The following is a 22584-nucleotide window of genomic DNA, read 5'->3' as shown; positions in this document are numbered from 1 at the left end:
TTGCGATCACAAATCTTCAGCGTATAATTCTCGGCAATTTGTCTGAGAGTAGTGAAAATGACACCAATCAATGTTGCCAACACATTCAACGTTGCTAGTAAGCCTAAGTGCTTACTTGATGGTCTTTTCCGCTTTTCAGTACGTTTTTAGAGCCTCCCTTATTGGGGGGCTTTTTTATGGCTATTACATAATTGTAGGGAAGAAGATCATGGCAAATTCGCTCTATCAAAAGCACATCATCTCGATTCCAGAGCTTTCACGTGAAGAGCTAGAATTGATTGTTCAAACTGCGGGTCAACTAAAAGCAGAACCGAACCCAGAGCTAATTAAAAACAAAGTGATTGCGAGCTGTTTCTTCGAACCATCTACCCGTACTCGCTTATCTTTTGAAACCGCCATTCAGCGTATTGGCGGTGATGTCATTGGTTTTGACAGCGGCGGCAACACGTCGCTAGCGAAAAAAGGCGAAACACTGGCAGACTCGGTTCAAGTTATCTCTTCATATGTAGATGCTTATGTCATGCGTCACCCTCAAGAAGGTGCTGCTCGTTTAGCCTCTGAGTTTTCAAACGGTGTTCCTGTGATTAACGCTGGTGATGGTGCGAATCAACACCCAACGCAAACCTTACTTGACCTGTTTACTATCGCCGAAACGCAAGGCCGATTAGATAACTTGAATGTCGCGTTTGTCGGCGACTTAAAGTACGGCCGAACGGTACACTCACTAACGCAAGCGCTTGCTAAATTTAGCAATGTTCGCTTCTACTTTGTCGCGCCAGAAGCGCTCGCAATGCCGGATTATATTTGCGAAGAGTTAGACGAGGCAGGCATTGAATACAGCCTTCATACCGACATGGAAAGTGTGATTCCTGAACTCGATATTCTCTATATGACTCGAGTACAAAAAGAACGCTTTGATGAATCAGAATACGCTCACATCAAATCCGCTTATATTTTAACGGCAGCAATGCTATCTGAAGCCCGAGAGAACCTAAAAGTACTGCACCCATTACCACGTGTGGATGAAATCACGACGGACGTTGATAAAACGCCTCACGCCTACTACTTCGAGCAAGCAGAGAATGGCGTCTACGCGCGCGAAGCATTACTTGCACTTGTGCTAAATGAAACCCTGTAATCAAGGAGACAATCATGACTAAAGAAACTCAATTGCAAGTTGAAGCAATTAAAAACGGTACAGTTATCGATCATATCCCTGCGAACATTGGTATCAAAGTGCTTAAGTTGTTTGATATGCACAATTCAAATCAAAGAGTCACTATCGGTTTGAACCTACCTTCTTCAGCACTAGGTGGTAAGGACTTGCTTAAGATTGAAAATGTCTTCGTTACCGAAGAGCAAGCCAATAAACTTGCTTTATATGCACCACACGCAACGGTAAACCAGATTGAAGATTATGAAGTCGTTAAGAAGCTGGCTCTAGAGCTTCCTGAGCAAATTAACGATGTGTTTGAATGCCCTAATACGAACTGCATCACTCATAATGAGCCGGTCGAAAGTAGCTTTAAAATCTTCGAAAAGAACGAAGATGTGCGCTTAAAATGCAAGTACTGTGAAAAAGTGTTCTCTAGAGAGATCGTCACCGAAAGATAAGATCAATCGGTACATTGTCAAAACTATGAAATACCTCGCCTGTGCGGGGTATTTTGCCCTTTACCTCACTTCAATTTCTAGGCACACTGAATTCCGATTTTTATCTCACATATGATGGAATAACCAATGACTAAAGTACTTCACACAGAATCAGCTCCTTCTGCAATCGGCCCATATGTACAAGGTGTTGACCTAGGTAATATGGTTCTGACTTCAGGTCAAATCCCAGTAAACCCGGCAACAGGTGAAGTATCTGCTGATATCGCAGAGCAGGCTCGCCAATCTCTAGAAAACGTTCAAGCCGTTGTTGAAGCATCAGGCCTGACCGTAAAAGATATCGTTAAACTAACGGTATTTGTAAAAGACCTAAACGACTTCGGTACTGTGAACGAAGTGTATGGCAAGTTCTTTGACGAGCACGGTGTCGCTAACTACCCTGCACGCTCTTGTGTTGAAGTTGCACGTCTACCTAAAGATGTTGGTATCGAGATTGAAGCTATCGCTGTTCGTAAATAAGCGAACTCAAGATACAAAAAAGGTTGCCTATAACGGCAACCTTTTTATTTACTAGTAGAAACTCTTTGCAAGCAATGAGCTTAGTTTGACGCGACTTTCTTTTGATTGAGCATTTCAACTTCGCTGTCCAGCGACGCTAACTTCTCTTTCATTTGCTCACGACACGTATTCGCTAACTCTCGAACATTCGATTTATCGTAGCCTTCGATGCTCACCGGAGGAAGCATCTCAACAATCACGTGTCCATTGTTCCAGCGGTTCAATTTAATGCCATCCGTCGAGCTACATACAATTGGGATAATTGGTAGTTCAGCGCCAATTGCCGCATGGAAAGCACCCGTTTTAAATGGAAGTAAACCACGGCCACGCGAACGCGTTCCTTCAGGGAACATCCACACAGAGACATCACTGCCTTTTAAGCTGTTAACAACTTGGTCAATGGTGCCCACTGCTTTTGAACGATTGGCTCGATCAATAAGAATATTACCCGTTAACCAGTAAAGCTGACCAAACAAAGGCATCCAAGCTAAGCTCTTTTTACCGACCGTCACCACTTTTGGCGTTACCGCTGATGACACAGTAAATAAATCCCAGTTGTTTTGGTGGTTGGCAATATACACGTGCTGACCACGAGAGTACGCATCTTCAGGGATACGCAGTTCTAATGTGATACCAAACACTTTAGCCATACGGCCAAAGTAACGACCGAAAGTAAATACGTGCTTTGGGTTACGAGGGCTAAATAAGCAGTAACCACAACCAAATACAAACATCACTACCGCAAATACTGCGAGTGCTAATACACGTAACAGTGCAATCATTTTTGTTCCCCACGAACATGGCTAGGCGTGCTAACCAATTACTACTTATAAAAAAACCGAAACCTAAGTTTCGGTTTTAGTCTTAACTAATATCCAAACTATCCGCCAGTTTAACCTGACTCGCGAAAACGCTCAATGTTTGCACCTAGTGCAGATAGTTTGTCTTCAATTTTGTCGTAACCACGATCAATGTGATAAATACGATCAACGATAGTTTCACCACTTGCAATACAGCCAGCAATCACAAGGCTTGCAGATGCTCGTAAATCCGTTGCCATCACTTGTGCGCCGCTTAGTTGTTCAGTCTCACCACAAATCGCAGTGTTACCTTCAATCTCAGCTTTTGCGCCCATACGTTGTAGCTCTGGAATATGCATGAAACGGTTTTCAAAAATCGTTTCAGTGATCACACCACTGCCTTTTGCCATCATGTTAAGCAAAGTGAATTGCGCTTGCATGTCGGTCGGGAAACCTGGATGTGGGGCTGTAACAATCTTCACCGCCTTCAATTCGCGGTCGGTCATGTCTAAACTGATCCAGTCTTCACCGGTTTCCACTTTCGCACCCGCTTCTTCAAGCTTCGCTAATGCCGCTTCAAGAAGATGAGCACTGGTGTTACGACAAACCACTTTTCCGCCAGATACCGCTGCAGCAACTAAGAAAGTGCCCGTTTCAATACGGTCAGCCACAACAGCATGCTTACCACCACCAAGACGCTCAACGCCCTCAATAGTAATAGTATCTGTACCTGCACCTGTGATTTTAGCGCCTAGCTGATTTAGAAATTCAGCGGTATCGACAATTTCAGGCTCACGAGCTGCATTATCCAAAACCGTTTTGCCTTCAGCGAGCGTTGCTGCACACATAATGGTAATCGTCGCACCCACGCTAACTTTGTCCATTACGATGTGGGCACCTTTCAGGCGGCCATCAACACTGGCTTTCACATATCCATCTTCTAGAACAATTGTCGCTCCCAACTGCTCTAAGCCATGAATATGCAAATCAACTGGGCGAGCACCGATAGCACAGCCACCAGGCAATGACACTTGGCCTTGACCAAAGCGAGCTACTAGTGGACCTAATGCCCAAATCGATGCACGCATGGTTTTCACTAAGTCATACGGAGCGCAGTATTCGTTAATCTCACTACCATCAACATGCACACTGCCATTGCGGCTTACTTTTGCGCCTAAACGCTTGAGTAGCTCCATGGTTGTGTCGATATCTCGTAGATGAGGAACGTTACTTACTTCAACGGGTTCTTCCGCCAAGATTGAAGCAAATAAAATTGGGAGTGCAGCATTCTTTGCACCAGAGATCGTGACTTCACCAGAAAGTGGCGTTGACGATCCTTTTACTCGAAACTTTTCCATTCTAAACCTTACAGAGACATCAGTTTCTTATCGCGTTCCCACTCTTCTGGCGTGAAGGCCTTAATAGAAAGAGCGTGGATATCATTACGTTGGATGTATTCCATCAACGGGCCGTAAATAAGTTGCTGTTTCTTTACACGGTTCATTCCGTCGAAACATGGATCAACTGCGATCACTTCATAATGGCTACCTTCGCCTTTAACAATAAGCTCTTGAAGGTTTAATGCCTCTGCTAATAATTCTTGTACTTTTGTGCTGTCCACAAATTACCCCTGCCTAATCTTTTATGTGTTCTGCCATCAATGGCTGGATATTGCTCAATTGGAACAACGTTCGTAATTGTTCTGGCACGAAACTGAGCATTATATGACAGTTTTGATTTTTTGCATGCTCTATTAAGTGAATTAGCATCACCATTCCTGCAGAATCGATACGTTTGACACTTTTTAATTCAACCTCGACCTGAGATTGATTAATTTTCCAACACGATAGTGTTTTCCAAAGCGCAGGGACGCTATCTCTATCTAGATCGCCAATGAGCGAGAATTCACATTCGCTGAGCTGTTTCCATTGAGATTGGCTCATTATAGCTTGCTCTCAAAACGTATCGGTTGCTGTGCAAGCTTTTCGAGTTCCTCTGCGACAGCCAAAATACCTTGTTGACGTATTTTGCTATTCCACTCAGATTGCTTGCTCGACAGCAAACTAATGCCTTCAGCCACCATATCAAAGGCTTTCCACTCTCCCGTTTTCTTGTCCTTACGCAGCTTAAATTCAAGCTTAATATTAGGGCGAGGAGAATCGATAATGTCCACTTTGACACTTGTAATTCGGCTATTCGCTTTAACCGTAGGTTCCGGCCCAAACTCAATAGTTTGATCGGTATATTGAGTAAGTACTTGAGCATAAGAGGTAACAAGGTAGCCTCTAAATGACTCAATGAATACTCCGACATCTTCTCGTTCAGCCCCTTTCAAGTTCGGGCCTAAGAGTTTCAGGGCAGCGTATTTAGCATTGATGTAAGGCATCAGTTCTTCTTCAACAATCACCTTGAGCAATTCAGGATCTTGTTTAATATTCACTTGTTCGCTTTTTAAACGTTCAAACGATTCTTCTGCCACTTGCTTCATCATCGCGTACGGCTGAGTCCGGTCAATTTCTTGAGCTGAAACGTAAGATGAAAAAAGAAACGTCATTACCAATAAAAATATTTTTTTCATACTTGCCTCTACTCTTCTGTCTCGTCAGAGCCACCAACGCTATACAGTACTTGCCCAATTAAGTCTTCTAATACTAATGCTGACTTCGTGTCCTCAATGAAATCACCGTCAGCCAACATTTCTTCGTCTTCAAATACAAATCCAGGTACAAGACTAATGTATTGTTCGCCTATCAGTCCTGAAGTCAAAATCTGAGCACTGGAAGTATCTGGAAATTGAGAATACTGACCGTCGATCGACAGCGACACTACAGGTAAGTAGCTTTCGGCATCGAGCTCAATACTGTTCACTCTACCGACCACCACACCGCCTACTTTGACTGGCGATCGCACTTTCAAGCTACCAATATTATCGAACGTTGCTTTCAGTATGTAAGTATTGTTCGAACCTAAGCCTTTTACGTCAGCAACTTGAAAAATCATTACCAAGATTGCGCAAATTCCAGCAAGAACAAAGCTGCCGACCCATAATTCTAATTTTCGTGTTTGCTGCATGATTAATTCCCAAACATCAATGCGGTAAGTACAAAGTCTAGCCCTAATACGGCTAGAGAAGAGTGCACAACAGTACGTGTCGTTGCGCGGCTAATACCTTCCGAGGTTGGTATTGCATCGTAACCATTAAATAACGCGATCCAAGTGACAGTAATAGCGAAAGCCATACACTTAATCATGCTATTACCAATATCTCGCCCTAGTTCGACTGAAGACTGCATCGCTGACCAAAAACTACCGTGGTCGATGCCTTTCCAATCCACGCCGACAAGCTGTCCTCCCCAAATACCAACGGCCATGAATATCATCGCCAGCAGCGGCATTGAGATTAATCCCGCCCATAACCGCGGGGCAATCACTCGCTTTAACGGATCAACGGCCATCATTTCTAAACTGGATAACTGTTCAGTAGCCTTCATCAAACCGATTTCTGCGGTCAACGCCGACCCCGCTCGACCAGCAAAAAGTAATGCAGTAACAACCGGGCCAAGCTCTCGCAATAGTGAAAGAGCTACCATTTGGCCTAAGCTACCCTCGGCGCCATAATCAATTAAGATCACGTAGCCTTGCAGGCTCAATACCATACCAATAAACAGACCCGAAACGATAATGATCGCGAGTGACTGAACGCCAACGCTATACAACTGTTTTACGAGTAATGGGAAGTTCTTCAGTCTTGGGATTCCGGCAAGCGCTCCGAACAACATAAGGCTTGCTCGACCAAATGCTTCACAAATCGAAAGTGCTCGTCTTCCGACACTTGCGACATAATTAGAAATCATATTAGAACAAGTCCTTTTCTAAACTGCGGGCAGGAAAACGGAATGGAACAGGGCCATCGGCTTCTCCTTGCAAAAACTGCTGGACTCTCGGATCTGGATTATCACGTAACTCTTGAGGGGAGCCACTAGCAATTACTTTTCCATCCGCAAGCAAGTACACCCAATCCGCAATGCTCATTACTTCCGGTACATCGTGAGAAACCACCACAGAGGTCAGTCCCAGAGCTTGATTCAGGTTACGGATCAACTCAACCAGAACCCCCATTGTAATCGGGTCTTGTCCGACAAACGGCTCATCGTACATGATAAGGTTTGGATCAAGCGCAATAGCCCGAGCCAGAGCGGCACGTCGCGCCATACCACCTGACAATTCACTTGGCATCAGTTGCGCCGCACCGCGTAAACCAACGGCTTCCAACTTTAACAGTACGATGCTGCGAATTAATTCTTCGGAAAGCTCGGTATGTTCGCGTAATGGGAACGCCACATTGTCAAACACATTCAGATCAGTGAACAGTGCTCCAGATTGAAAAAGCATGCTCATCTTCTTACGTGCACGATACAACTTGCGTCGAGATAAAGATGGGATATTTTCACCATCAAACCAAATCTCTCCGGACTCAGGAAGGATCTGTCCACCAATCAGGCGTAATAATGTCGTTTTTCCTATTCCTGAAGGCCCCATAATCGCGGTAATTTTACCTCGAGGTACCTGCAGTGAGACATTATCAAAAATGGTTCTATTCCCTCGTGAGAAGCTTAAATTATTCACCTTCACGAGTTCAGTAATAGGCATAATGTCGCTCTTATCCTTGCTATAAAGCACTAATGTTGCCGTTATGATAAGCACTATAGTGCAGAATTAAAAGCACTGTTCGATTTCTATGCGTAATCATAAAGCGACATAAAATTTGCCGAACCAATACTGTAAATTCGACGGCTTTCGTTTTTCTTTACAGTTTGGCAATAATTAATTTCATCAGTCACTTCCCTTTTAATCAGCAACACGTCAAAATTAGCGGTTAATTGTCTCTTTTTATATTTTTTTTAGGAATCATCATGCTTGAAGCCGTTGCGTTTCTTATCGTAGGTCTCGTCTTTTTAGTCTGGAGTGCAGACAAACTAGTGTTCGGTGCTGCGGCATTAGCCCGAAACGTTGGTATTTCTCCACTAGTGATCGGTATGACTATTCTTGCGATGGGCTCTTCAGCACCAGAAATGATGGTTTCAGCAACAGCGGCATTAGACGGTAAAACAGATACCGCGGTCGGAAATGTCCTTGGTTCTAACATCGCGAATATCGCATTGATTTTGGGTATTACCGCCCTAATTAAACCTTTATCAATCAGTTCAGAGGTCATCCGCCGCGAATTGCCACTAATGATTGGTGTGACGCTACTCGCGGGCGCACTGTTATGGGATAGCCATTTAGGTTTCTACGAGGGCGTTCTACTGTTTGTTCTGTTCGCTGCTTTCTTATTTACGATGCTACAAATTAGCCGTAAAGAAAAAAGTAAAGGCGATGCCTTCATTGAAGAGCAAGAGTCTGAGATTCCAGAAGGTGTCAGTAACGCGAAAGCCGCAATGTGGGTAGTAATTGGTCTAATTATTCTTCCACTGGCAGCCGATTTGCTGGTTGATAATGCGGTAGTCATTGCAAAATACTTTGGTATGAGTGATCTAGTGATTGGCCTTACCATTATTGCTATCGGTACAAGCCTACCTGAATTGGCTGCGTCTTTAGCAGGTGTCATGAAAGGTGAAGACGATATGGCGGTAGGTAACATCATCGGCTCTAACGTATTCAATATTCTAGCGGTCATGGGCATCCCTGGCATTCTCAACCCTTCGGTTCTGAGTGAATTTGCTATGGGTCGTGATTTCTGGGTAATGCTTGGTGTATCACTATTACTTGTAGTGATGGCATTAGGTAAGTCTCGCAGCGTTAATCGTATCGAAGGGGGCGTTCTAATGGTCTGCTTCTTCGTATACCAAGGCTATTTATTCATGAATATGGCAGCTTAATCGTTCCATTTATTAAGAGATAACGTGAACTAACACTCTGGAGTATTAGATGCCTCAACAGTTTGATTATCGTAGTGTCGCTAAACAGGTCTTGACCACTGAAGTCGCAGGACTCACACAGTTAGAACAATACTTTAATGAGCAGTTCTGCCAAGCTTGTGAACTTATTTTGAACAACCAAGGTAAAGTGGTTGTGATGGGGATGGGTAAATCCGGTCACATTGGCAATAAGATTGCTGCGACATTAGCCAGTACAGGAACCTCTTCATTCTTCGTTCATCCGGGTGAAGCCGCTCATGGTGATTTAGGCATGATAGAACCTGGTGATATCGTTCTCGCGATTTCAAATTCAGGTGAGTCTTCAGAGATTTTGAGCCTATTTCCGGTATTAAAGCGTTTGAGTATCAGCATTATCAGCATGACTGGTAAACCCAATTCGAACATGGCTAAGCTATCTAATCTGCATTTGCAAATTACGGTTCCAGAAGAAGCTTGTCCCCTTGCCCTAGCGCCAACCACGAGTACAACTGCTACATTAGTAATGGGTGATGCGTTAGCTATGGCGCTCCTACAAGCTAGAGGGTTCACCGCCGAAGATTTCGCACTTTCTCACCCGGGAGGTGCACTTGGACGCAAATTATTGTTAAAGCTAGAAGACATCATGCACCAAGGTGAAGCGCTGCCTACCGTCAACCCTAACGCATTAGTGCGCGATGCTCTGCTTGAAATATCCCAGAAAGGTCTCGGGATGACAGCTATCGTCGATGAGCAAAATACCATGATCGGCATTTTTACCGATGGCGACTTACGCCGAATACTAGATAAACGTATCGATATACACACCACTGCGATTGGTGATGTCATGACGGCAAACCCTACCGTAGCAGAGCCAAATACCCTTGCCGTCGACGGTTTAAATATGATGCAAGCAAAAAGCATAAATGGCTTGATGCTTTGCGAAAACGGCAAATTAGTCGGTGCACTGAATATGCATGATTTACTGAAAGCTGGAGTAATGTAATGCTAAAACCTGTAGAAACCCTCTATGGTGAAGTTGAACAAGATATTTTAACTATTGCGAAAAACATCAAACTGTTGATTTGCGATGTGGACGGTGTGTTCTCAGATGGTCGCATTTATATGGGGAACAATGGTGAAGAATTAAAAACCTTCCATACCCGAGATGGTTACGGTGTTAAATCTTTAATGAATGCTGGTATCGAGATTGCCATCATTACAGGCCGTAAGTCTCAAATTGTAGAGAACCGAATGACCGCTTTAGGTATCTCCCTGATCTATCAGGGTCAAGATGATAAGGTAAAAGCATACCAAGATATTTGCCAGAAACTGAATATCTCTCCAGAAGAGACGGGGTACATTGGGGACGATCTCATTGATTGGCCTGTAATGGAAAAAGTAGGCCTAAAGGTATGCGTGGCTGATGGTCACCCTCTTCTCGTGAAGCGAGCGAACTATGTCACTACCATCAAAGGTGGTCATGGCGCAGTGCGCGAAGTTTGCGACTTAATTTTACAGGCTCGTGATGAACTGGACGTGCACAAAGGCTTAAGTATATGAGTCTATCTCGTATCCTTTACTTGGTACTGATTTTTGTTTGTTCGTGGTCAGCTTACTATCTGTTTGATAAAGAAGGCGGTCAAACAGTTCAGGTGGCTCCCAATGTTGAGCTGCCTATGTTTAGCGGAACAAAACTAGACAATATTTCATATAACCAAGAAGGTATTCGAAGCCACCAAATAGAGTCCTCTCATTTAGATCATTACTCAAAGAGTGGTGACACGATTTTTGAAGACCCAATTTTATCGGTTTTCAGAGACGGGCATACCATCGAGTGGCAACTAACGGCCAGAAGGGCCGTGATGAGCGAAGATCAAGTGCTTACGCTTTATGACAACGTTGTAGTAAAAAACCTATTACCAGGCGCCAGTTTTGACACAATGGTAACCGATAAGTTTATCATTGATTTGGTCTCTCGAGATTTCCACACTGAAACTCCGGTCCAAATGAACGGCCCACAATTTAAAACAGAGGGGCAAGCTATGAAAGGAAACTTCGATAGCAATACTGCGACCCTCTTTGATAACGTTCAAGGTAGATATGAAACTCTTACACCTTAGCCTGCTAGCATTTTCGCTTGCTGCACCAAACGCTCTTGCTCTGTCATCAGACACTGAACAACCAGTGTACATTGACTCAGACAGCCAGCAGCTTGATATGAAAAGCAGCAAAGTTACGTTCATCGGAAACGTTAAGCTAAAGCAAGGCAGTATCAATATTAACGCTGACAAAGTAATAGTGTCTCAGGACAGTAAAACTAGCGAGATTCAGTCGATTGAAGCATTTGGTAACCCAGCCACTTTTTCTCAGTTAACTGATGACGGGAAAACACTAAACGGGCAAGCGGATGATCTGCACTACGAGCTATTATCTGATAAATTGACGATGACGAATAAAGCTCAGCTCTCCCAAGATGGTAATACCATCAGGGGCACAACAATCACGTATGAAATCACCTCGCAGAAGTTGACTGCTGATGGTGATAGCAAACAACGCGTTTCTACTGTGCTTCAACCTACTCAAGTGAATAAATAATTATGGCAGTATTGAAAGCAACGAATCTGGCGAAGACTTACAGCAAACGTAAAGTAGTGACTGACGTTAGCTTGCAAGTTGAATCTGGACAAATTGTTGGCTTGCTTGGCCCAAACGGAGCGGGTAAAACAACGTCGTTTTATATGATAGTCGGGCTCGTTGCCCGTGATGAAGGTACAATTAGCATTGATGATAAAGACATCAGTATCTTACCAATGCACAATCGTTCACGTTTAGGTATTGGGTACCTGCCGCAAGAAGCTTCCATCTTTCGTAAGCTTTCTGTAGAAGATAATATTATGGCCGTTCTACAAACTCGTGAAGAGCTCACCAATGAACAGCGCCAAGATAAACTAGAAGATCTGCTAGAAGAATTTCATATTCAGCACATTCGAAAGAGTGCGGGTATGGCATTGTCTGGTGGTGAACGTAGACGTGTCGAAATTGCGCGCGCACTCGCGGCCAACCCTCAATTCATTCTGCTTGATGAACCATTCGCTGGCGTTGACCCAATCTCTGTCATTGATATCAAGAAAATCATAGAACACTTGCGCGATCGTGGCCTTGGCGTGTTAATCACTGACCACAACGTTCGTGAAACATTAGACGTATGTGAGAAGGCCTATATTGTAAGCCAAGGGCACTTAATTGCTGAAGGAACACCGGAAGACGTTCTCAATAACGAACAAGTAAAACAAGTTTATCTAGGTGAACAATTCCGTCTATGATTAGATAGAGAGCATCGCTAAGTCTAAAAATAATAATAAGGTAAGTAATACTGAATGAAACCCTCATTACAACTTAAGCTAGGCCAACAGTTAGCAATGACACCTCAATTACAGCAAGCAATTCGCTTGTTGCAATTGTCGACATTGGATTTACAGCAAGAAATTCAAGAAGCGCTCGAATCTAACCCTTTACTTGATGTCGAAGAAGGCAGCGAAGACTCTCCAGCTACTGACGATAAGCAACGTAACGAGGAAAAAGAAGCCACCGCTGAAGCGAACTCCGAAACTGTGGCTGAATCTGACTTACCTGATAGCTCCGATCTCATAGAGAAATCTGAAATCAGTAACGACCTAGAAATAGACACCACGTGGGAAGACGTCTACAGCGCCAATACTGGTAGCACCGGTATTGCGGTAGACGATGACATGCCAGTCTACCAAGGTGAAACCACGCAAAGCCTTCAAGACTACTTATTGTGGCAACTCGACCTTACCCCATTTAGCGAAACCGACCGAACGATCGCTTTTGCGATTATCGACGCGATTGATGATTATGGCTATCTCACCATCAGCATCGAAGATATTTTAGAAAGTTTCGACAATGAAGACATCGAACTCGATGAAATTGAAGCCGTTCGAAAACGTGTCCAACAATTCGATCCCCTGGGCGTCGCATCTAACAACCTACAAGACTGCTTATTGTTGCAACTAGCGACGTTCCCAGAAGATACGCCTTGGCTCAGCGAAGCGAAGCTAGTTCTGACCAATCACATCGACCAATTAGGTAACCGTGATTACAAACTTGTGATCAAAGAGACCAAGTTAAAAGAGGCAGAACTACGCGAAGTTCTTCAATTAATCCAACAGCTTGATCCAAGACCCGGCAGCAAGATCACCCCAGACGAAACGGAATACGTGGTTCCGGATGTGTCGGTGTTCAAAGAGCGTGGGAAGTGGCTAGTCACCATCAACCCAGACAGCGTTCCTAAACTCAAAGTTAATCAACAGTATGCTCAACTTGGCAAAGGTAACAGTGCTGATAGCCAGTACATCCGTTCGAATTTGCAAGAGGCAAAGTGGTTAATTAAAAGCCTAGAAAGTCGAAACGAGACGCTGCTCAAAGTTGCACGATGTATTGTTGAACATCAGCACGATTTCTTCGAACATGGCGAAGAAGCAATGAAACCTATGGTGCTAAATGATGTAGCACTGGATGTAGACATGCATGAATCGACGATTTCTCGTGTCACTACGCAGAAATTCATGCATACCCCTCGTGGGATATTTGAATTGAAATACTTCTTCTCTAGTCACGTCAATACTGACAATGGTGGAGAGTGTTCATCAACAGCAATACGCGCACTGATCAAGAAACTGGTTGCGGCAGAAAACATCGCCAAACCACTCAGTGATAGCAAGATTGCTGCCTTACTGGCTGACCAAGGAATTCAGGTTGCTAGACGGACAATAGCAAAATACCGTGAATCTCTAGGCATCGCGCCATCGAGTCAGCGTAAACGCCTGCTATAAGGCCAATAAACTGAAAAGGAAAGTCTATGCAAATCAATATTCAAGGCCATCACGTTGATCTTACCGATTCAATGCAAGACTATGTTCACTCAAAATTTGGAAAGCTTGAACGCTTTTTCGACCATATTAACAACGTTCAAGTTGTATTACGCGTTGAGAAAGTTCATCAAATTGCAGAAGCAACCCTGCATGTTAATCAAGGCGATATCCACGCGACGGCTGATGATGAAAACATGTATGCAGCAATAGATTCCCTCGTAGATAAACTTGTTCGTCAACTCAACAAGCATAAAGAAAAGTTAAGTAGTCACTAAAATGCAACTAAGCGAAGTACTTTCATTGGACTGCACCAGAAGTGCAGTCCAATGCACAAGCAAAAAAAGAGCCCTAGAAATGATCAGCCAAATTGTGGCTGAAAGCACAGGGCAAGATTCGACCGAACTTTTCGAATGCATGCTCAGCCGTGAAAAAATGGGCAGTACTGGCATCGGAAATGGAATCGCCATTCCCCATGCGCGTATGAACTCAAGTGACAAAGCCATCGCTGTACTTCTGCAATGCCAAGATCCAATTGAATTTGATGCGATTGATAACCGCCCTGTCGACCTACTGTTTGCCTTACTTGTTCCAAGCGAACAATGTAAAGAGCACCTCAAAACCCTTTCTTGTATGGCAGAGCGTTTAAACGACAAGCAAATCTTGAAGCAACTACGCAATGCGGGTAGCGATCAAGAACTGTATGAAATCATGACTAACGTACAGACCTGCGAGCAATAACATGCGCTTAATTGTTGTGAGTGGCCAATCTGGAGCAGGAAAAAGTGTTGCGCTCCGCGTTTTGGAAGATCTTGGCTACTACTGTGTCGACAACCTTCCCGTCAGTCTGCTCGATGCATTTGTCGACTCTGTTAAAGACAGTAAGCAAAACGTCGCAGTCAGCATTGATATTCGCAATTTGCCGAAAGAGCCATCACTCGTATCAGAAACTCTGGACAAACTGAAAGCGTCGAGTGAAGTAGAAGTTGATGTTCTCTTTTTAGACGCAGACAAAGCCACGCTACTCAAACGCTACAGTGAAACTAGACGGATTCACCCGCTTTCACTTAATGAAGAAAAGCTTTCTTTAGATCAAGCGATTGAACTCGAAAAAACACTACTCACCCCTTTAAGCAGTCAAGCCGACCTCATTTTAGATAGCAGTAACCAAACCCTTTATGAATTAAGTGAAATGGTTAGGCTAAAAATTGAAGGTCGTGAGAAGCAAGACTTAATCATTGTATTTCAGTCGTTTGGGTTCAAATTTGGCTTACCAAGTGATGCTGATTATGTGTTTGATGTTCGTTTCTTACCCAATCCACACTGGGAGCCCGATCTTCGTCCAATGACAGGGCTTGATGCTCCAATCCACTCCTTTTTGGAAAAGCATCAAGAAGTCATTGAACTCAAACTACAAATTCAAGGCTTTGTAGAACAGTGGCTACCTATGCTTGAAAAAAACAACCGAAGCTACTTAACCGTTGCGATTGGTTGTACAGGCGGTAAACATCGTTCTGTCTATCTCACCCAAAAAATTGGTGAATACTTTTCTAAGCTTGGCCATCAAGTTCAAATTCGTCACGCCTCACTCGAGAAAAATCAAAAGGATTGATTTTGGAATTGAATAGAACTGTCCTAATTCAAAATAAGTTAGGGTTACATGCTCGTGCCGCTGTGAAACTCGTCGAGCTGGCGCAAAGCTATGAATCAACCATCACTATCCAAAGTGAAGAAGATAAGCAAGCCACAGCAGATAGCGTCATGGGACTTTTGATGCTTGAATCGGCCCAAGGCCAACACATCACCATTCAGACAAATGGATCCGATGCTGAAGAAGCTTTGGATGCCGTATGCAGCTTAATTGAAGACAAATTCGATGAGGGCGAGTAGCCCTCTTTTCTTTCCTCATTGGTACTACCATCTAATTAAATCTTGCTCCTCCCCAAGTTATTATTAAATAAGGCCTAGAATTAAGTTACTATTCAAAGCATTGTGAGAATAACGAGGTAGGGGGAAACATGGCAGAGCAATTAGAATTCGACCAAGCTCACCAAACCCTCCAAGAAGTCAGCGAAGCGCTAGAAAATGGCCGCTTTGTTCATGTGCGCCGTCAACTCCAAGATATGGAGCCGGAAGACATTGCACACCTACTGGAAGCATCCCCACGCAAGAGTCGTGAAGTGCTTTGGCAGCTTACCGATCCCGAAGATTACGGTGAGATTCTTGATGAACTAAACGAAGACGTCAAAGATGCACTCGTGTCCAAAATGGCACCTGAGACTTTGGCAGAAGCAACCGAAGGTATGGAAACCGATGATGTTGCTTACGTACTTCGTAGCTTACCCGACGACGTATCTCGAGAAGTCCTTTCTCAAATGGACTCCGCAGATCGTGTCTTAGTTGAAACTGCTCTATCTTACCCAGAAGATTCCGCTGGCGCATTGATGAACACCGACGTGGTGACCATTCGAGGAGATGTCGACATCGATGTTGTCCTGCGTTATATGCGTATGCGTGGCGAACTCCCTGAAGCCACAGATACACTATATGTTATCGATGAAGAAAGCCGACTAATAGGTAATCTTTCGCTTACCGCCTTAATCACTACGCAGCCTGACGTACCCGTTACCGAAGTGATGGATAACGCAGACGAAGCGATTGCGGTTGAAACCAGCGCATCTGATATTGCGAGCTTGTTTGAACGTAGAAACTGGGTCTCGGCTCCAGTTGTCGATGAAAACCAACATCTCGTTGGCCGTATCACCATCGATGACGTGGTTGACGTCATTCGTGAAGATGCTGAACACTCAATGATGAGTATGGCAGGTATGGATGACGACGAAGATACTTTCGCGCCAGTCGTAAAATCAGCTCGTCGCCGAAGTGTCTGGCTAGGCGCTAACGTACTTGCAGCATTAGCCGCTGCGTCAGTGTCTAACATGTTTGAAGCTACACTCGATCAAATGGCGGCCATCGCTGTGTTGATGACCATCGTTCCATCGATGGGTGGAGTCGCGGGCAACCAAACTGTTGCGCTTGTGATCCGTGGCTTAGCACTCGGCCATATTGGTGACAGTAACAAACGTGAATTGTTACTCAAAGAAGCCGCGATCGGTTTCCTAAACGGTATCCTGTGGGCATGCATCATTGGCGGTATCGTGGTCGCTTGGAAAGGAAACTGGATTCTAGGAGGCATCATCTCAGCAGCGATGATGACCAACTTAATCGTTGCTGGCATTGCCGGTGTGACCATTCCTGTCATGCTTAAGAAAATGAATATTGACCCAGCTCTTGCTGGTGGGATGGCATTAACAACCATTACTGATGTTATTGGCTTATCCGTCTTCCTTGGATTGGCAACGATACTCATCTAATTGACACCAATGTCTGTATTGAACGCATTAAAAAAGGCTTGATAATCATCAAGCCTTTTTTACATCAAGTCGCAGGGATTATTCTCCAGCCACTTTCATCGATTCAACGAGAATAGAACCCGTTTGGATTTGTGAGCGGGTCTCAACATCATCGCCCACTGCAACAATCTGATTAAACATATCTTTCAAGTTACCCGCGATGGTAACTTCAGATACCGGGTATTGAATTTCACCATTCTCAACCCAGAATCCTGCCGCACCACGTGAGTAATCACCCGTGACAGTATTCACGCCTTGGCCCATCACCTCAGTCACTAAAAAGCCTGTGCCTAAGTCTTTTAGCATTTGATTGAAGTTTTGACCGGTCGATTTCACAAACCAGTTATGGATACCACCAGCATGGCCCGTCGGCGTCATGTCCATCTTACGAGCAGAGTAGCTAGTTAGCAGATAAGTCGCCAATACACCATCTGTAATGATCTCACGGTCTTGAGTAAAGACACCCTCACTATCAAATGGGCTAGATGCCAAGCCACGCAAAATATGAGGACGCTCTGAAATATTGAACCATTCAGGAAGAATCTGTTTGCCTAGATGATCTAATAGAAACGAAGACTTACGGTATAGATTCCCGCCGCTAATCGCCATCACTAAGTGGCCAATCAAGCCAGTCGCCACATCAGCCGCAAACATGATTGGGTACTGCCCCGTTGCAAGTTTGCGAGCATCTAGTCGGCTCACCGTTTTTTCTGCCGCTTCTTGGCCAACTCGCTCAGGCGTCCAGAGATCATCACGATGACGTGCTAGCGTGTAGCTATAGTCACGCTCCATTTCACCATTCTTACCCTCACCAATCACGCAACAGCTCGTGCTATGACGGCTAGAAGCATAACTTGCCAGTAACCCGTGGCTATTACCGTAAACCTTCACGCCATAGTGGCTGTCATAGCTTGCGCCATCACTTTGTTTGATTTTGTCACTGTAAGCCAAAGCTTGTCTTTCTGCTGCAATCGCAATTTCTGCGGCAACATCTGGGTTTGGCTCGTCTGGGTGGAATAAATCTAAATCGGGAATATCTTGAACCATAAGTTCTTTCGGCGCGGGACCGGCAAACTTATCTTCAGAGGTGTACTGAGCGATATCAAGTGCGGCTGCAACAGTTTGTGCGATCGCTTGTTCACTTAAATCAGAAGTAGACGCACTGCCTTTCTTCTGACCACGATATACTGTGATACCCAGCGCGCCATCACTATTGAATTCAACGTTCTCTACTTCGCACATGCGGGTCGAAACACTTAATCCAGTAGACTTAGTAATTGCTACTTCTGCCGCGTCGGATCCTGCTGCCGCGATATCTAACGCTTTGGCTACGGCGGCTTCTAGCTCAACACGCTGCTGAGCGACTTGCTGTTTCACATCCATATCTAATCTAATTTTTAATATCAATATTACGTAGGATAACAAGAATTTCGCATTCTCCCCACGATTCTTGCTAAAATAGCCATATATTCGTATGAGATAGTGATATAGGCAGAAAAGATGGCCCGCAAAAATCAGAAAGCCCCTTGGGAACCTGAAGAAGAAATCATTTGGGTAAGTCGCACCGAAATGAAAGAAGACATGGAAGCGCTTCAAGAATTAGGTGAAGAGTTAGTCACACTTAAGCCTTCTGTGTTGGAAAAATTTCCACTATCAGAAGACTTAGCTGATGCAATCAAAGACGCGCAACGCTTTAAAAATGAAGCAAAACGTCGCCAGCTACAATACATTGGCAAGTTGATGCGTAACATTGACCCAGAGCCAATTCAACTGGCTCTAGACAAGGTTCGTAACAAACACTCTCAAGCAACCGCAGAACTGCACAAGCTTGAACAAATGCGAGATCGCATTGTTGAAAAAGGCGACAGCGCGATAGCTGAAGTGGTAGATGCACACCCAAGTGTCGATCGCCAACGTCTGCGTCAGCTTGCTCGCCAAGCTAACAAAGAAAAGAAAGCGAACAAACCAGCAAAAGCATTCCGCGAAATCTTCCAACTGCTTAAAGAGCTAAATGAAGATTAATAAGCCGATCAAATAAAAACCTAGCACTTGCTAGGTTTTTTCTTTTCTAACTTCGCGTTAATTACCCGCTCTAACAAAGTCACTCAAAATTGGTTCCGAATGTTCAACCGTCAGTTGATCAATGGTATCGGCCACCAGCACTTTACCTTGCGCGACAAAGGCAAATTTATTCGCAATACTCCGAGCATCTCCGATATGGTGGGTGACCATGAGTACGGTAATATTCCTTTCCATCGCAAGCTTGTGTACTAACGCCAGCATCTCCTCTCTGAGGATCGGGTCTAAGGCGGAAAAAGGCTCATCTAACAACCAAATTTGATGAGGCTGAACAAAGCACCTTGCTAGCGCCACCCGTTGTCTCTGACCGCCTGACAATTGCTCGGGCAACCTATCAAGGTAATCCCCCACTCCAACCTGCTGAGCCGCTTCTGTCACTAACCGTTTCTGTTCCGCAGTTAGCTTCAATCCCGGATGCAACCCTAAACCAATATTCTCTCGAACGGTCAGGTGTGCAAATAAGTTGTGTTCTTGAAACAGCATTGCCAAAGGCCGCTGATGCGCTTCAAGGCCGACAAGCGATTGGTCACTAGCAACAATATCGCCATCGGTCGGCTCAATAAACCCAGCCACCAATGCCAATAACGTCGATTTGCCAGCACCACTCGGTCCCATCAAGGCAACGATATCTCCTTGTTTCGCCTCGAAGTCGAAGGTGAACAGCTCTTTTTGATAATGATAATGCACGTTGCGTAACGTTAGCATGTCGCTTTCCTCCGTTGGGATGAAGCAAAGATTCTCTCAGTGACACTGAAGGCCCCAACACTGAGCAGTAATAAGGTCACCGATACCACCGCAGCGGCTTCCATCTGATAGCTACCGAGCAGTTGAAATAGGTAGAGAGGTAAAGTTCTAAAGTCTTGGCTACCAAATAAGGCTATCGCACTTAAGTCGCCAATCGACAACATGAAGCTGATCGAAAACGCTTGTGCCATGGGTTTTCGCAATGCCCGCCACTCAACTAACTTAAAGCGATTCCAACCGGTCATCCCCAAACTTGGGCATAGGTATTGATACTGTTGTGCAAGGTGCAACAGTGGTTGAGCAAGGGTTTTAATCACATAAGGCAATGCCATCAAACTGTTGACAGCTACGACAACAAAAAAAGCTAAGCTGAAGACATCCGTGATAGCGCGCAACAGTAAAAACAAGCCCGTACTTATCACCAATCCCGGTGTGACCAAAATAATGGTGCCAATCAATTCAATTTTATCGGCTTTAAGATGTTGAGATTTTAAGCGCAACGTTCGGCTCGTTAACAAGATTGCAATTCCTGCCCCAAGCGCAAAAACACTGGCGAGTACCGCGACTTTAAAAGACGTCCACAGTGCAGTCCAAAACGCATCACTCGTCAAAACTTGAAAGGCTTGATGGTTAACCCCACTCACCAGCACCATCAACAACGGTGGTAGCACTAGCAATAGTACTCCCATGATCCAAAAGCTATCCCAAGCTTTTGACCACAAGTTATCTTTCACTATAAATTTGTCTTGAGATAGCTGACCTGACGCCACCGAAAGTGGCTTCGATAATTTCTGGATACTGATCGTCAGGATTCCGCAAAGCAGCATCTGCCAAATACCAAGCAGAGCGCCAGCTTGCAGATCGAAATCAAATTTGATCGCTTGGTAGATAGCCAGTTCAATAGTGGTCGATTTCGGCCCTCCGCCCAATGCCATTACTGCGGCAAAACTTGTAAAACAGAGCATAAAAACCAAGCCACAAACATGAGGCAATTGTTGGCGAAGTCGAGGCCATTCAATCCATTTAAATTTATTCCAATAGCTCATGCCTAAATGCGCACAAAGTTTATGCTGTTCTGCAGGGACGGTATCGAGCGCTTGCAGTAACAAGCGGCTTGCGTATGGCAAATTGAAAAATACGTGAGCCAATAAGATGCCGTTTAGCCCGTAGATGGAAAAAGGCAATTTAGAGTCAAACCATTGAAACCCTTTGGCTAACCAGCCACTGTTTCCATAAATCGCCAGTAAACCAAATACCCCCACTAAAACGGGTAGCACGAGAGTGGAAGCGAATAATTTCAGAAGCAGCTCTCGCCCGAAAAAACGACGACGCGACAGGGCATGAGCAACAGGGATAGCGAACCCAACACTCAGGAGTGTCGAAAGGAATGCTTGATAAAAGCTGAACTTGGTGACATGCCAATAATAAGGGTCAGACCATACTTGGCTAATATCAAGAGAAGGGGCATTGCTTAGCAATGCCCCAACCGAAGAAATAACAAAGGCCGAAATAATAAACGCAACCGCGTAGCCGACCTTAGGCGTGTTATTTTGCATAGTTACCTAAGCGAAGTTAGAAAGTTAACGCGTTCTGCCATTCACGAATCCATGGCTTACGCTTTTCTGCAATTTCATCAGAAGAGAAACTCAATGCCTGTTTAGGTACCGTCAAAGTTTCAAAACCTTTTGGCAGCTCTACGTTCGTTACTGGGTACATCCAGTTACCTGTTGGCATCGCTGATTGGAATTCATTGCTAAGAATAAAGCTCATAAATTCATCCGCTAATTTTTCGTTTTTTGAACCTTTGACTTTAGCTGCTACTTCCACTTGCGTGTAATGACCTTCAGAAAAAGCGGCTGACGAAAATTTAGCATCATTTTCAGCGATCAAGTGGTACGCCGGAGAAGTTGTATAAGAAAGTACTAAGTCCGACTCACCTTCTAGGAACATGGAGTACGCTTCCGACCAACCTTTCGTCACCGTGACGGTTTTTTCTGCTAGCTGTTTCCATGCTTGCGTCACGTCATCACCGTATACCGACTTCATCCATAGCATCAAGCCTTGGCCTGGAGTAGACGTTCGAGGATCCTGATAAATGACTTTCAGATCATCGCGTTGCTCTACAAGCTCTTTAAGACTCTTTGGCGGATTGGCCAGCTTTTCTTTGTTGTAAACAAAAGCAAAGTATCCATAGTCGTATGGAACGAACGTATCGTCAGACCAGCCATTAGGTAAAATCACAGAAGATGTGTCGACACTGTGTGTTTCAAGGAAACCGGTTTTTTTCGCTTCCGCCATTAGGTTGTTATCCAAACCTAAAATTACGTCAGCTTTGCTGTTACCTCCTTCTAAACGAAGGCGGTTTAAAATAGATACTCCATCCTCAAGCGCGACAAAATTCACGTCACAGCCACACTTTTCTTCAAATGCTTTCTCGACTGTTGGGCCAGGGCCCCAATCAGCAGCAAAAGAATCGTAGGTGTAGACAGTTAAAGTATTGTCAGCAGCAACAGCTGAAAATGAAGTAGCCGTAGCCAAAGCTAAAGTAGTTAATGCGAATTTCACTGGACGCTCTCCTTGGTCTGAGCGGCAC

General features: G+C 44.5%; 28 protein-coding genes. 16 read left to right on the top strand and 12 right to left on the bottom strand.

Annotated elements, in window-relative coordinates; genetic code table 11:
- The first annotated feature begins 208 nt into the window (after nucleotides 1-208).
- The 3 genes from pyrB to ACHUFI_RS12155 all read left to right on the top strand — a co-directional run bounded on the left by pyrB (nucleotide 209) and on the right by ACHUFI_RS12155 (nucleotide 2130).
- A complete protein-coding gene (pyrB, locus tag ACHUFI_RS12165) occupies nucleotides 209-1138 on the top strand; it encodes an aspartate carbamoyltransferase (protein WP_394249443.1) in 930 nt (309 codons plus the stop codon).
- 14 nt (nucleotides 1139-1152) lie between these two features.
- Entirely contained in the window at nucleotides 1153-1614 is a 462-nt protein-coding gene (gene pyrI, locus ACHUFI_RS12160) for an aspartate carbamoyltransferase regulatory subunit (RefSeq protein WP_394249441.1), read from the top strand.
- A 126-nt stretch (nucleotides 1615-1740) separates the two neighbouring features.
- Nucleotides 1741-2130 (top strand): RidA family protein, encoded by a 390-nt coding sequence (locus tag ACHUFI_RS12155; RefSeq protein WP_394249439.1) that lies wholly within the window; start codon nucleotides 1741-1743, stop codon nucleotides 2128-2130.
- Between the two features lie 80 nt (nucleotides 2131-2210).
- Here the strand turns inward: ACHUFI_RS12155 and ACHUFI_RS12150 are convergent, their stop codons facing one another.
- The 8 genes from ACHUFI_RS12150 to mlaF all read right to left on the bottom strand — a co-directional run bounded on the left by ACHUFI_RS12150 (nucleotide 2211) and on the right by mlaF (nucleotide 7619).
- Nucleotides 2211-2951: a 1-acylglycerol-3-phosphate O-acyltransferase gene (locus ACHUFI_RS12150; protein WP_394249437.1), complete on the bottom strand. Its 741-nt coding sequence runs from the start codon at nucleotides 2949-2951 to the stop codon at nucleotides 2211-2213.
- Nucleotides 2952-3061: 110 nt separating this feature from the next.
- Complete coding sequence (murA, locus tag ACHUFI_RS12145) at nucleotides 3062-4327, bottom strand: UDP-N-acetylglucosamine 1-carboxyvinyltransferase (RefSeq protein WP_394249435.1); 1266 nt, start codon at nucleotides 4325-4327, stop codon at nucleotides 3062-3064.
- 8 nt (nucleotides 4328-4335) lie between these two features.
- Nucleotides 4336-4590, bottom strand: coding sequence for a BolA family iron metabolism protein IbaG (ibaG, locus tag ACHUFI_RS12140; protein ID WP_137358671.1), 255 nt, complete (start codon nucleotides 4588-4590; stop codon nucleotides 4336-4338).
- 13 nt (nucleotides 4591-4603) lie between these two features.
- Nucleotides 4604-4912, bottom strand: coding sequence for an STAS domain-containing protein (locus ACHUFI_RS12135; protein ID WP_394249433.1), 309 nt, complete (start codon nucleotides 4910-4912; stop codon nucleotides 4604-4606).
- Nucleotides 4912-5547 carry an ABC transporter substrate-binding protein gene (locus ACHUFI_RS12130; RefSeq protein WP_394249431.1) on the bottom strand — a complete coding sequence of 212 codons (636 nt, stop codon included), beginning with the start codon at nucleotides 5545-5547 and terminating at the stop codon, nucleotides 4912-4914. The genes ACHUFI_RS12135 and ACHUFI_RS12130 overlap by 1 nt, the downstream gene beginning before the upstream one ends.
- An 8-nt stretch (nucleotides 5548-5555) precedes the next feature.
- Entirely contained in the window at nucleotides 5556-6041 is a 486-nt protein-coding gene (gene mlaD, locus ACHUFI_RS12125; RefSeq protein WP_394249429.1) for an outer membrane lipid asymmetry maintenance protein MlaD, read from the bottom strand.
- A gap of 2 nt (nucleotides 6042-6043) precedes the next feature.
- On the bottom strand, nucleotides 6044-6823 hold the full coding sequence (gene mlaE / locus ACHUFI_RS12120) for a lipid asymmetry maintenance ABC transporter permease subunit MlaE (protein ID WP_394249427.1): 780 nt from the start codon (nucleotides 6821-6823) through the stop codon (nucleotides 6044-6046).
- Between the two features lies 1 nt (nucleotide 6824).
- Nucleotides 6825-7619: a phospholipid ABC transporter ATP-binding protein MlaF gene (gene mlaF, locus ACHUFI_RS12115; RefSeq protein ID WP_394249425.1), complete on the bottom strand. Its 795-nt coding sequence runs from the start codon at nucleotides 7617-7619 to the stop codon at nucleotides 6825-6827.
- A gap of 263 nt (nucleotides 7620-7882) precedes the next feature.
- On the opposite strand from mlaF, the gene ACHUFI_RS12110 reads away from it, so the two are divergent.
- From ACHUFI_RS12110 to mgtE, 12 genes are all read left to right on the top strand, one after another.
- Nucleotides 7883-8848 carry a calcium/sodium antiporter gene (locus tag ACHUFI_RS12110; RefSeq protein ID WP_394249423.1) on the top strand — a complete coding sequence of 322 codons (966 nt, stop codon included), beginning with the start codon at nucleotides 7883-7885 and terminating at the stop codon, nucleotides 8846-8848.
- Nucleotides 8849-8897: 49 nt separating this feature from the next.
- Nucleotides 8898-9869: an arabinose-5-phosphate isomerase KdsD gene (kdsD, locus tag ACHUFI_RS12105; RefSeq protein WP_394249421.1), complete on the top strand. Its 972-nt coding sequence runs from the start codon at nucleotides 8898-8900 to the stop codon at nucleotides 9867-9869.
- Nucleotides 9869-10426 carry a 3-deoxy-manno-octulosonate-8-phosphatase KdsC gene (kdsC, locus tag ACHUFI_RS12100; RefSeq protein ID WP_394249419.1) on the top strand — a complete coding sequence of 186 codons (558 nt, stop codon included), beginning with the start codon at nucleotides 9869-9871 and terminating at the stop codon, nucleotides 10424-10426. Before kdsD ends, kdsC begins: the two co-directional genes overlap by 1 nt.
- A complete protein-coding gene (gene lptC / locus ACHUFI_RS12095) occupies nucleotides 10423-10986 on the top strand; it encodes an LPS export ABC transporter periplasmic protein LptC (protein WP_394249417.1) in 564 nt (187 codons plus the stop codon). The genes kdsC and lptC overlap by 4 nt, the downstream gene beginning before the upstream one ends.
- Nucleotides 10967-11461: a lipopolysaccharide transport periplasmic protein LptA gene (gene lptA / locus ACHUFI_RS12090; RefSeq protein WP_394249415.1), complete on the top strand. Its 495-nt coding sequence runs from the start codon at nucleotides 10967-10969 to the stop codon at nucleotides 11459-11461. The genes lptC and lptA overlap by 20 nt, the downstream gene beginning before the upstream one ends.
- 2 nt (nucleotides 11462-11463) lie before the next feature.
- Nucleotides 11464-12189: an LPS export ABC transporter ATP-binding protein gene (lptB, locus tag ACHUFI_RS12085; protein ID WP_394249413.1), complete on the top strand. Its 726-nt coding sequence runs from the start codon at nucleotides 11464-11466 to the stop codon at nucleotides 12187-12189.
- Between the two features lie 54 nt (nucleotides 12190-12243).
- Complete coding sequence (locus ACHUFI_RS12080; RefSeq protein ID WP_394249411.1) at nucleotides 12244-13719, top strand: RNA polymerase factor sigma-54; 1476 nt, start codon at nucleotides 12244-12246, stop codon at nucleotides 13717-13719.
- A 26-nt stretch (nucleotides 13720-13745) separates the two neighbouring features.
- Nucleotides 13746-14033, top strand: coding sequence for a ribosome hibernation promoting factor (hpf, locus tag ACHUFI_RS12075; protein WP_394249409.1), 288 nt, complete (start codon nucleotides 13746-13748; stop codon nucleotides 14031-14033).
- A gap of 1 nt (nucleotide 14034) precedes the next feature.
- The gene (ptsN, locus tag ACHUFI_RS12070; protein ID WP_394249407.1) at nucleotides 14035-14496 is read left to right on the top strand and encodes a PTS IIA-like nitrogen regulatory protein PtsN; all 462 of its coding nucleotides are present in this window, start codon (nucleotides 14035-14037) and stop codon (nucleotides 14494-14496) included.
- 1 nt (nucleotide 14497) lies between these two features.
- Nucleotides 14498-15367, top strand: a complete 870-nt coding sequence (gene rapZ, locus ACHUFI_RS12065; RefSeq protein WP_394249405.1) for an RNase adapter RapZ — start codon at nucleotides 14498-14500, stop codon at nucleotides 15365-15367.
- Between the two features lie 2 nt (nucleotides 15368-15369).
- Entirely contained in the window at nucleotides 15370-15645 is a 276-nt protein-coding gene (locus tag ACHUFI_RS12060) for an HPr family phosphocarrier protein (RefSeq protein ID WP_394249403.1), read from the top strand.
- Between the two features lie 128 nt (nucleotides 15646-15773).
- Nucleotides 15774-17129 carry a magnesium transporter gene (mgtE, locus tag ACHUFI_RS12055; RefSeq protein WP_394249401.1) on the top strand — a complete coding sequence of 452 codons (1356 nt, stop codon included), beginning with the start codon at nucleotides 15774-15776 and terminating at the stop codon, nucleotides 17127-17129.
- Nucleotides 17130-17207: 78 nt separating this feature from the next.
- Here the strand turns inward: mgtE and pmbA are convergent, their stop codons facing one another.
- The gene (pmbA, locus tag ACHUFI_RS12050) at nucleotides 17208-18551 is read right to left on the bottom strand and encodes a metalloprotease PmbA (protein ID WP_394249399.1); all 1344 of its coding nucleotides are present in this window, start codon (nucleotides 18549-18551) and stop codon (nucleotides 17208-17210) included.
- Between the two features lie 117 nt (nucleotides 18552-18668).
- Here pmbA and yjgA point away from each other — a divergent pair, with 117 nt between their 5' ends.
- Nucleotides 18669-19190: a ribosome biogenesis factor YjgA gene (gene yjgA, locus ACHUFI_RS12045; protein ID WP_394249397.1), complete on the top strand. Its 522-nt coding sequence runs from the start codon at nucleotides 18669-18671 to the stop codon at nucleotides 19188-19190.
- Between the two features lie 57 nt (nucleotides 19191-19247).
- Here yjgA and thiQ read toward each other — a convergent pair whose 3' ends face one another.
- From thiQ to thiB, 3 genes are read right to left on the bottom strand one after another with little or no spacing between them, the layout of a single operon-like run.
- The gene (thiQ, locus tag ACHUFI_RS12040) at nucleotides 19248-19952 is read right to left on the bottom strand and encodes a thiamine ABC transporter ATP-binding protein (protein WP_394249395.1); all 705 of its coding nucleotides are present in this window, start codon (nucleotides 19950-19952) and stop codon (nucleotides 19248-19250) included.
- Entirely contained in the window at nucleotides 19946-21547 is a 1602-nt protein-coding gene (thiP, locus tag ACHUFI_RS12035; RefSeq protein WP_394249393.1) for a thiamine/thiamine pyrophosphate ABC transporter permease ThiP, read from the bottom strand. The genes thiQ and thiP overlap by 7 nt, the downstream gene beginning before the upstream one ends.
- A 16-nt stretch (nucleotides 21548-21563) precedes the next feature.
- Nucleotides 21564-22556 carry a thiamine ABC transporter substrate binding subunit gene (gene thiB / locus ACHUFI_RS12030; protein ID WP_394249391.1) on the bottom strand — a complete coding sequence of 331 codons (993 nt, stop codon included), beginning with the start codon at nucleotides 22554-22556 and terminating at the stop codon, nucleotides 21564-21566.
- Nucleotides 22557-22584 lie beyond the last annotated feature (28 nt).

The sequence above is a fragment of the Vibrio profundi genome (assembly GCF_043642225.1).
GTDB lineage: Bacteria > Pseudomonadota > Gammaproteobacteria > Enterobacterales > Vibrionaceae > Vibrio > Vibrio profundi_A.
Note: the sequence above shows the minus strand (reverse complement) of the source record. Positions and strands in the feature narration are given on the sequence as shown.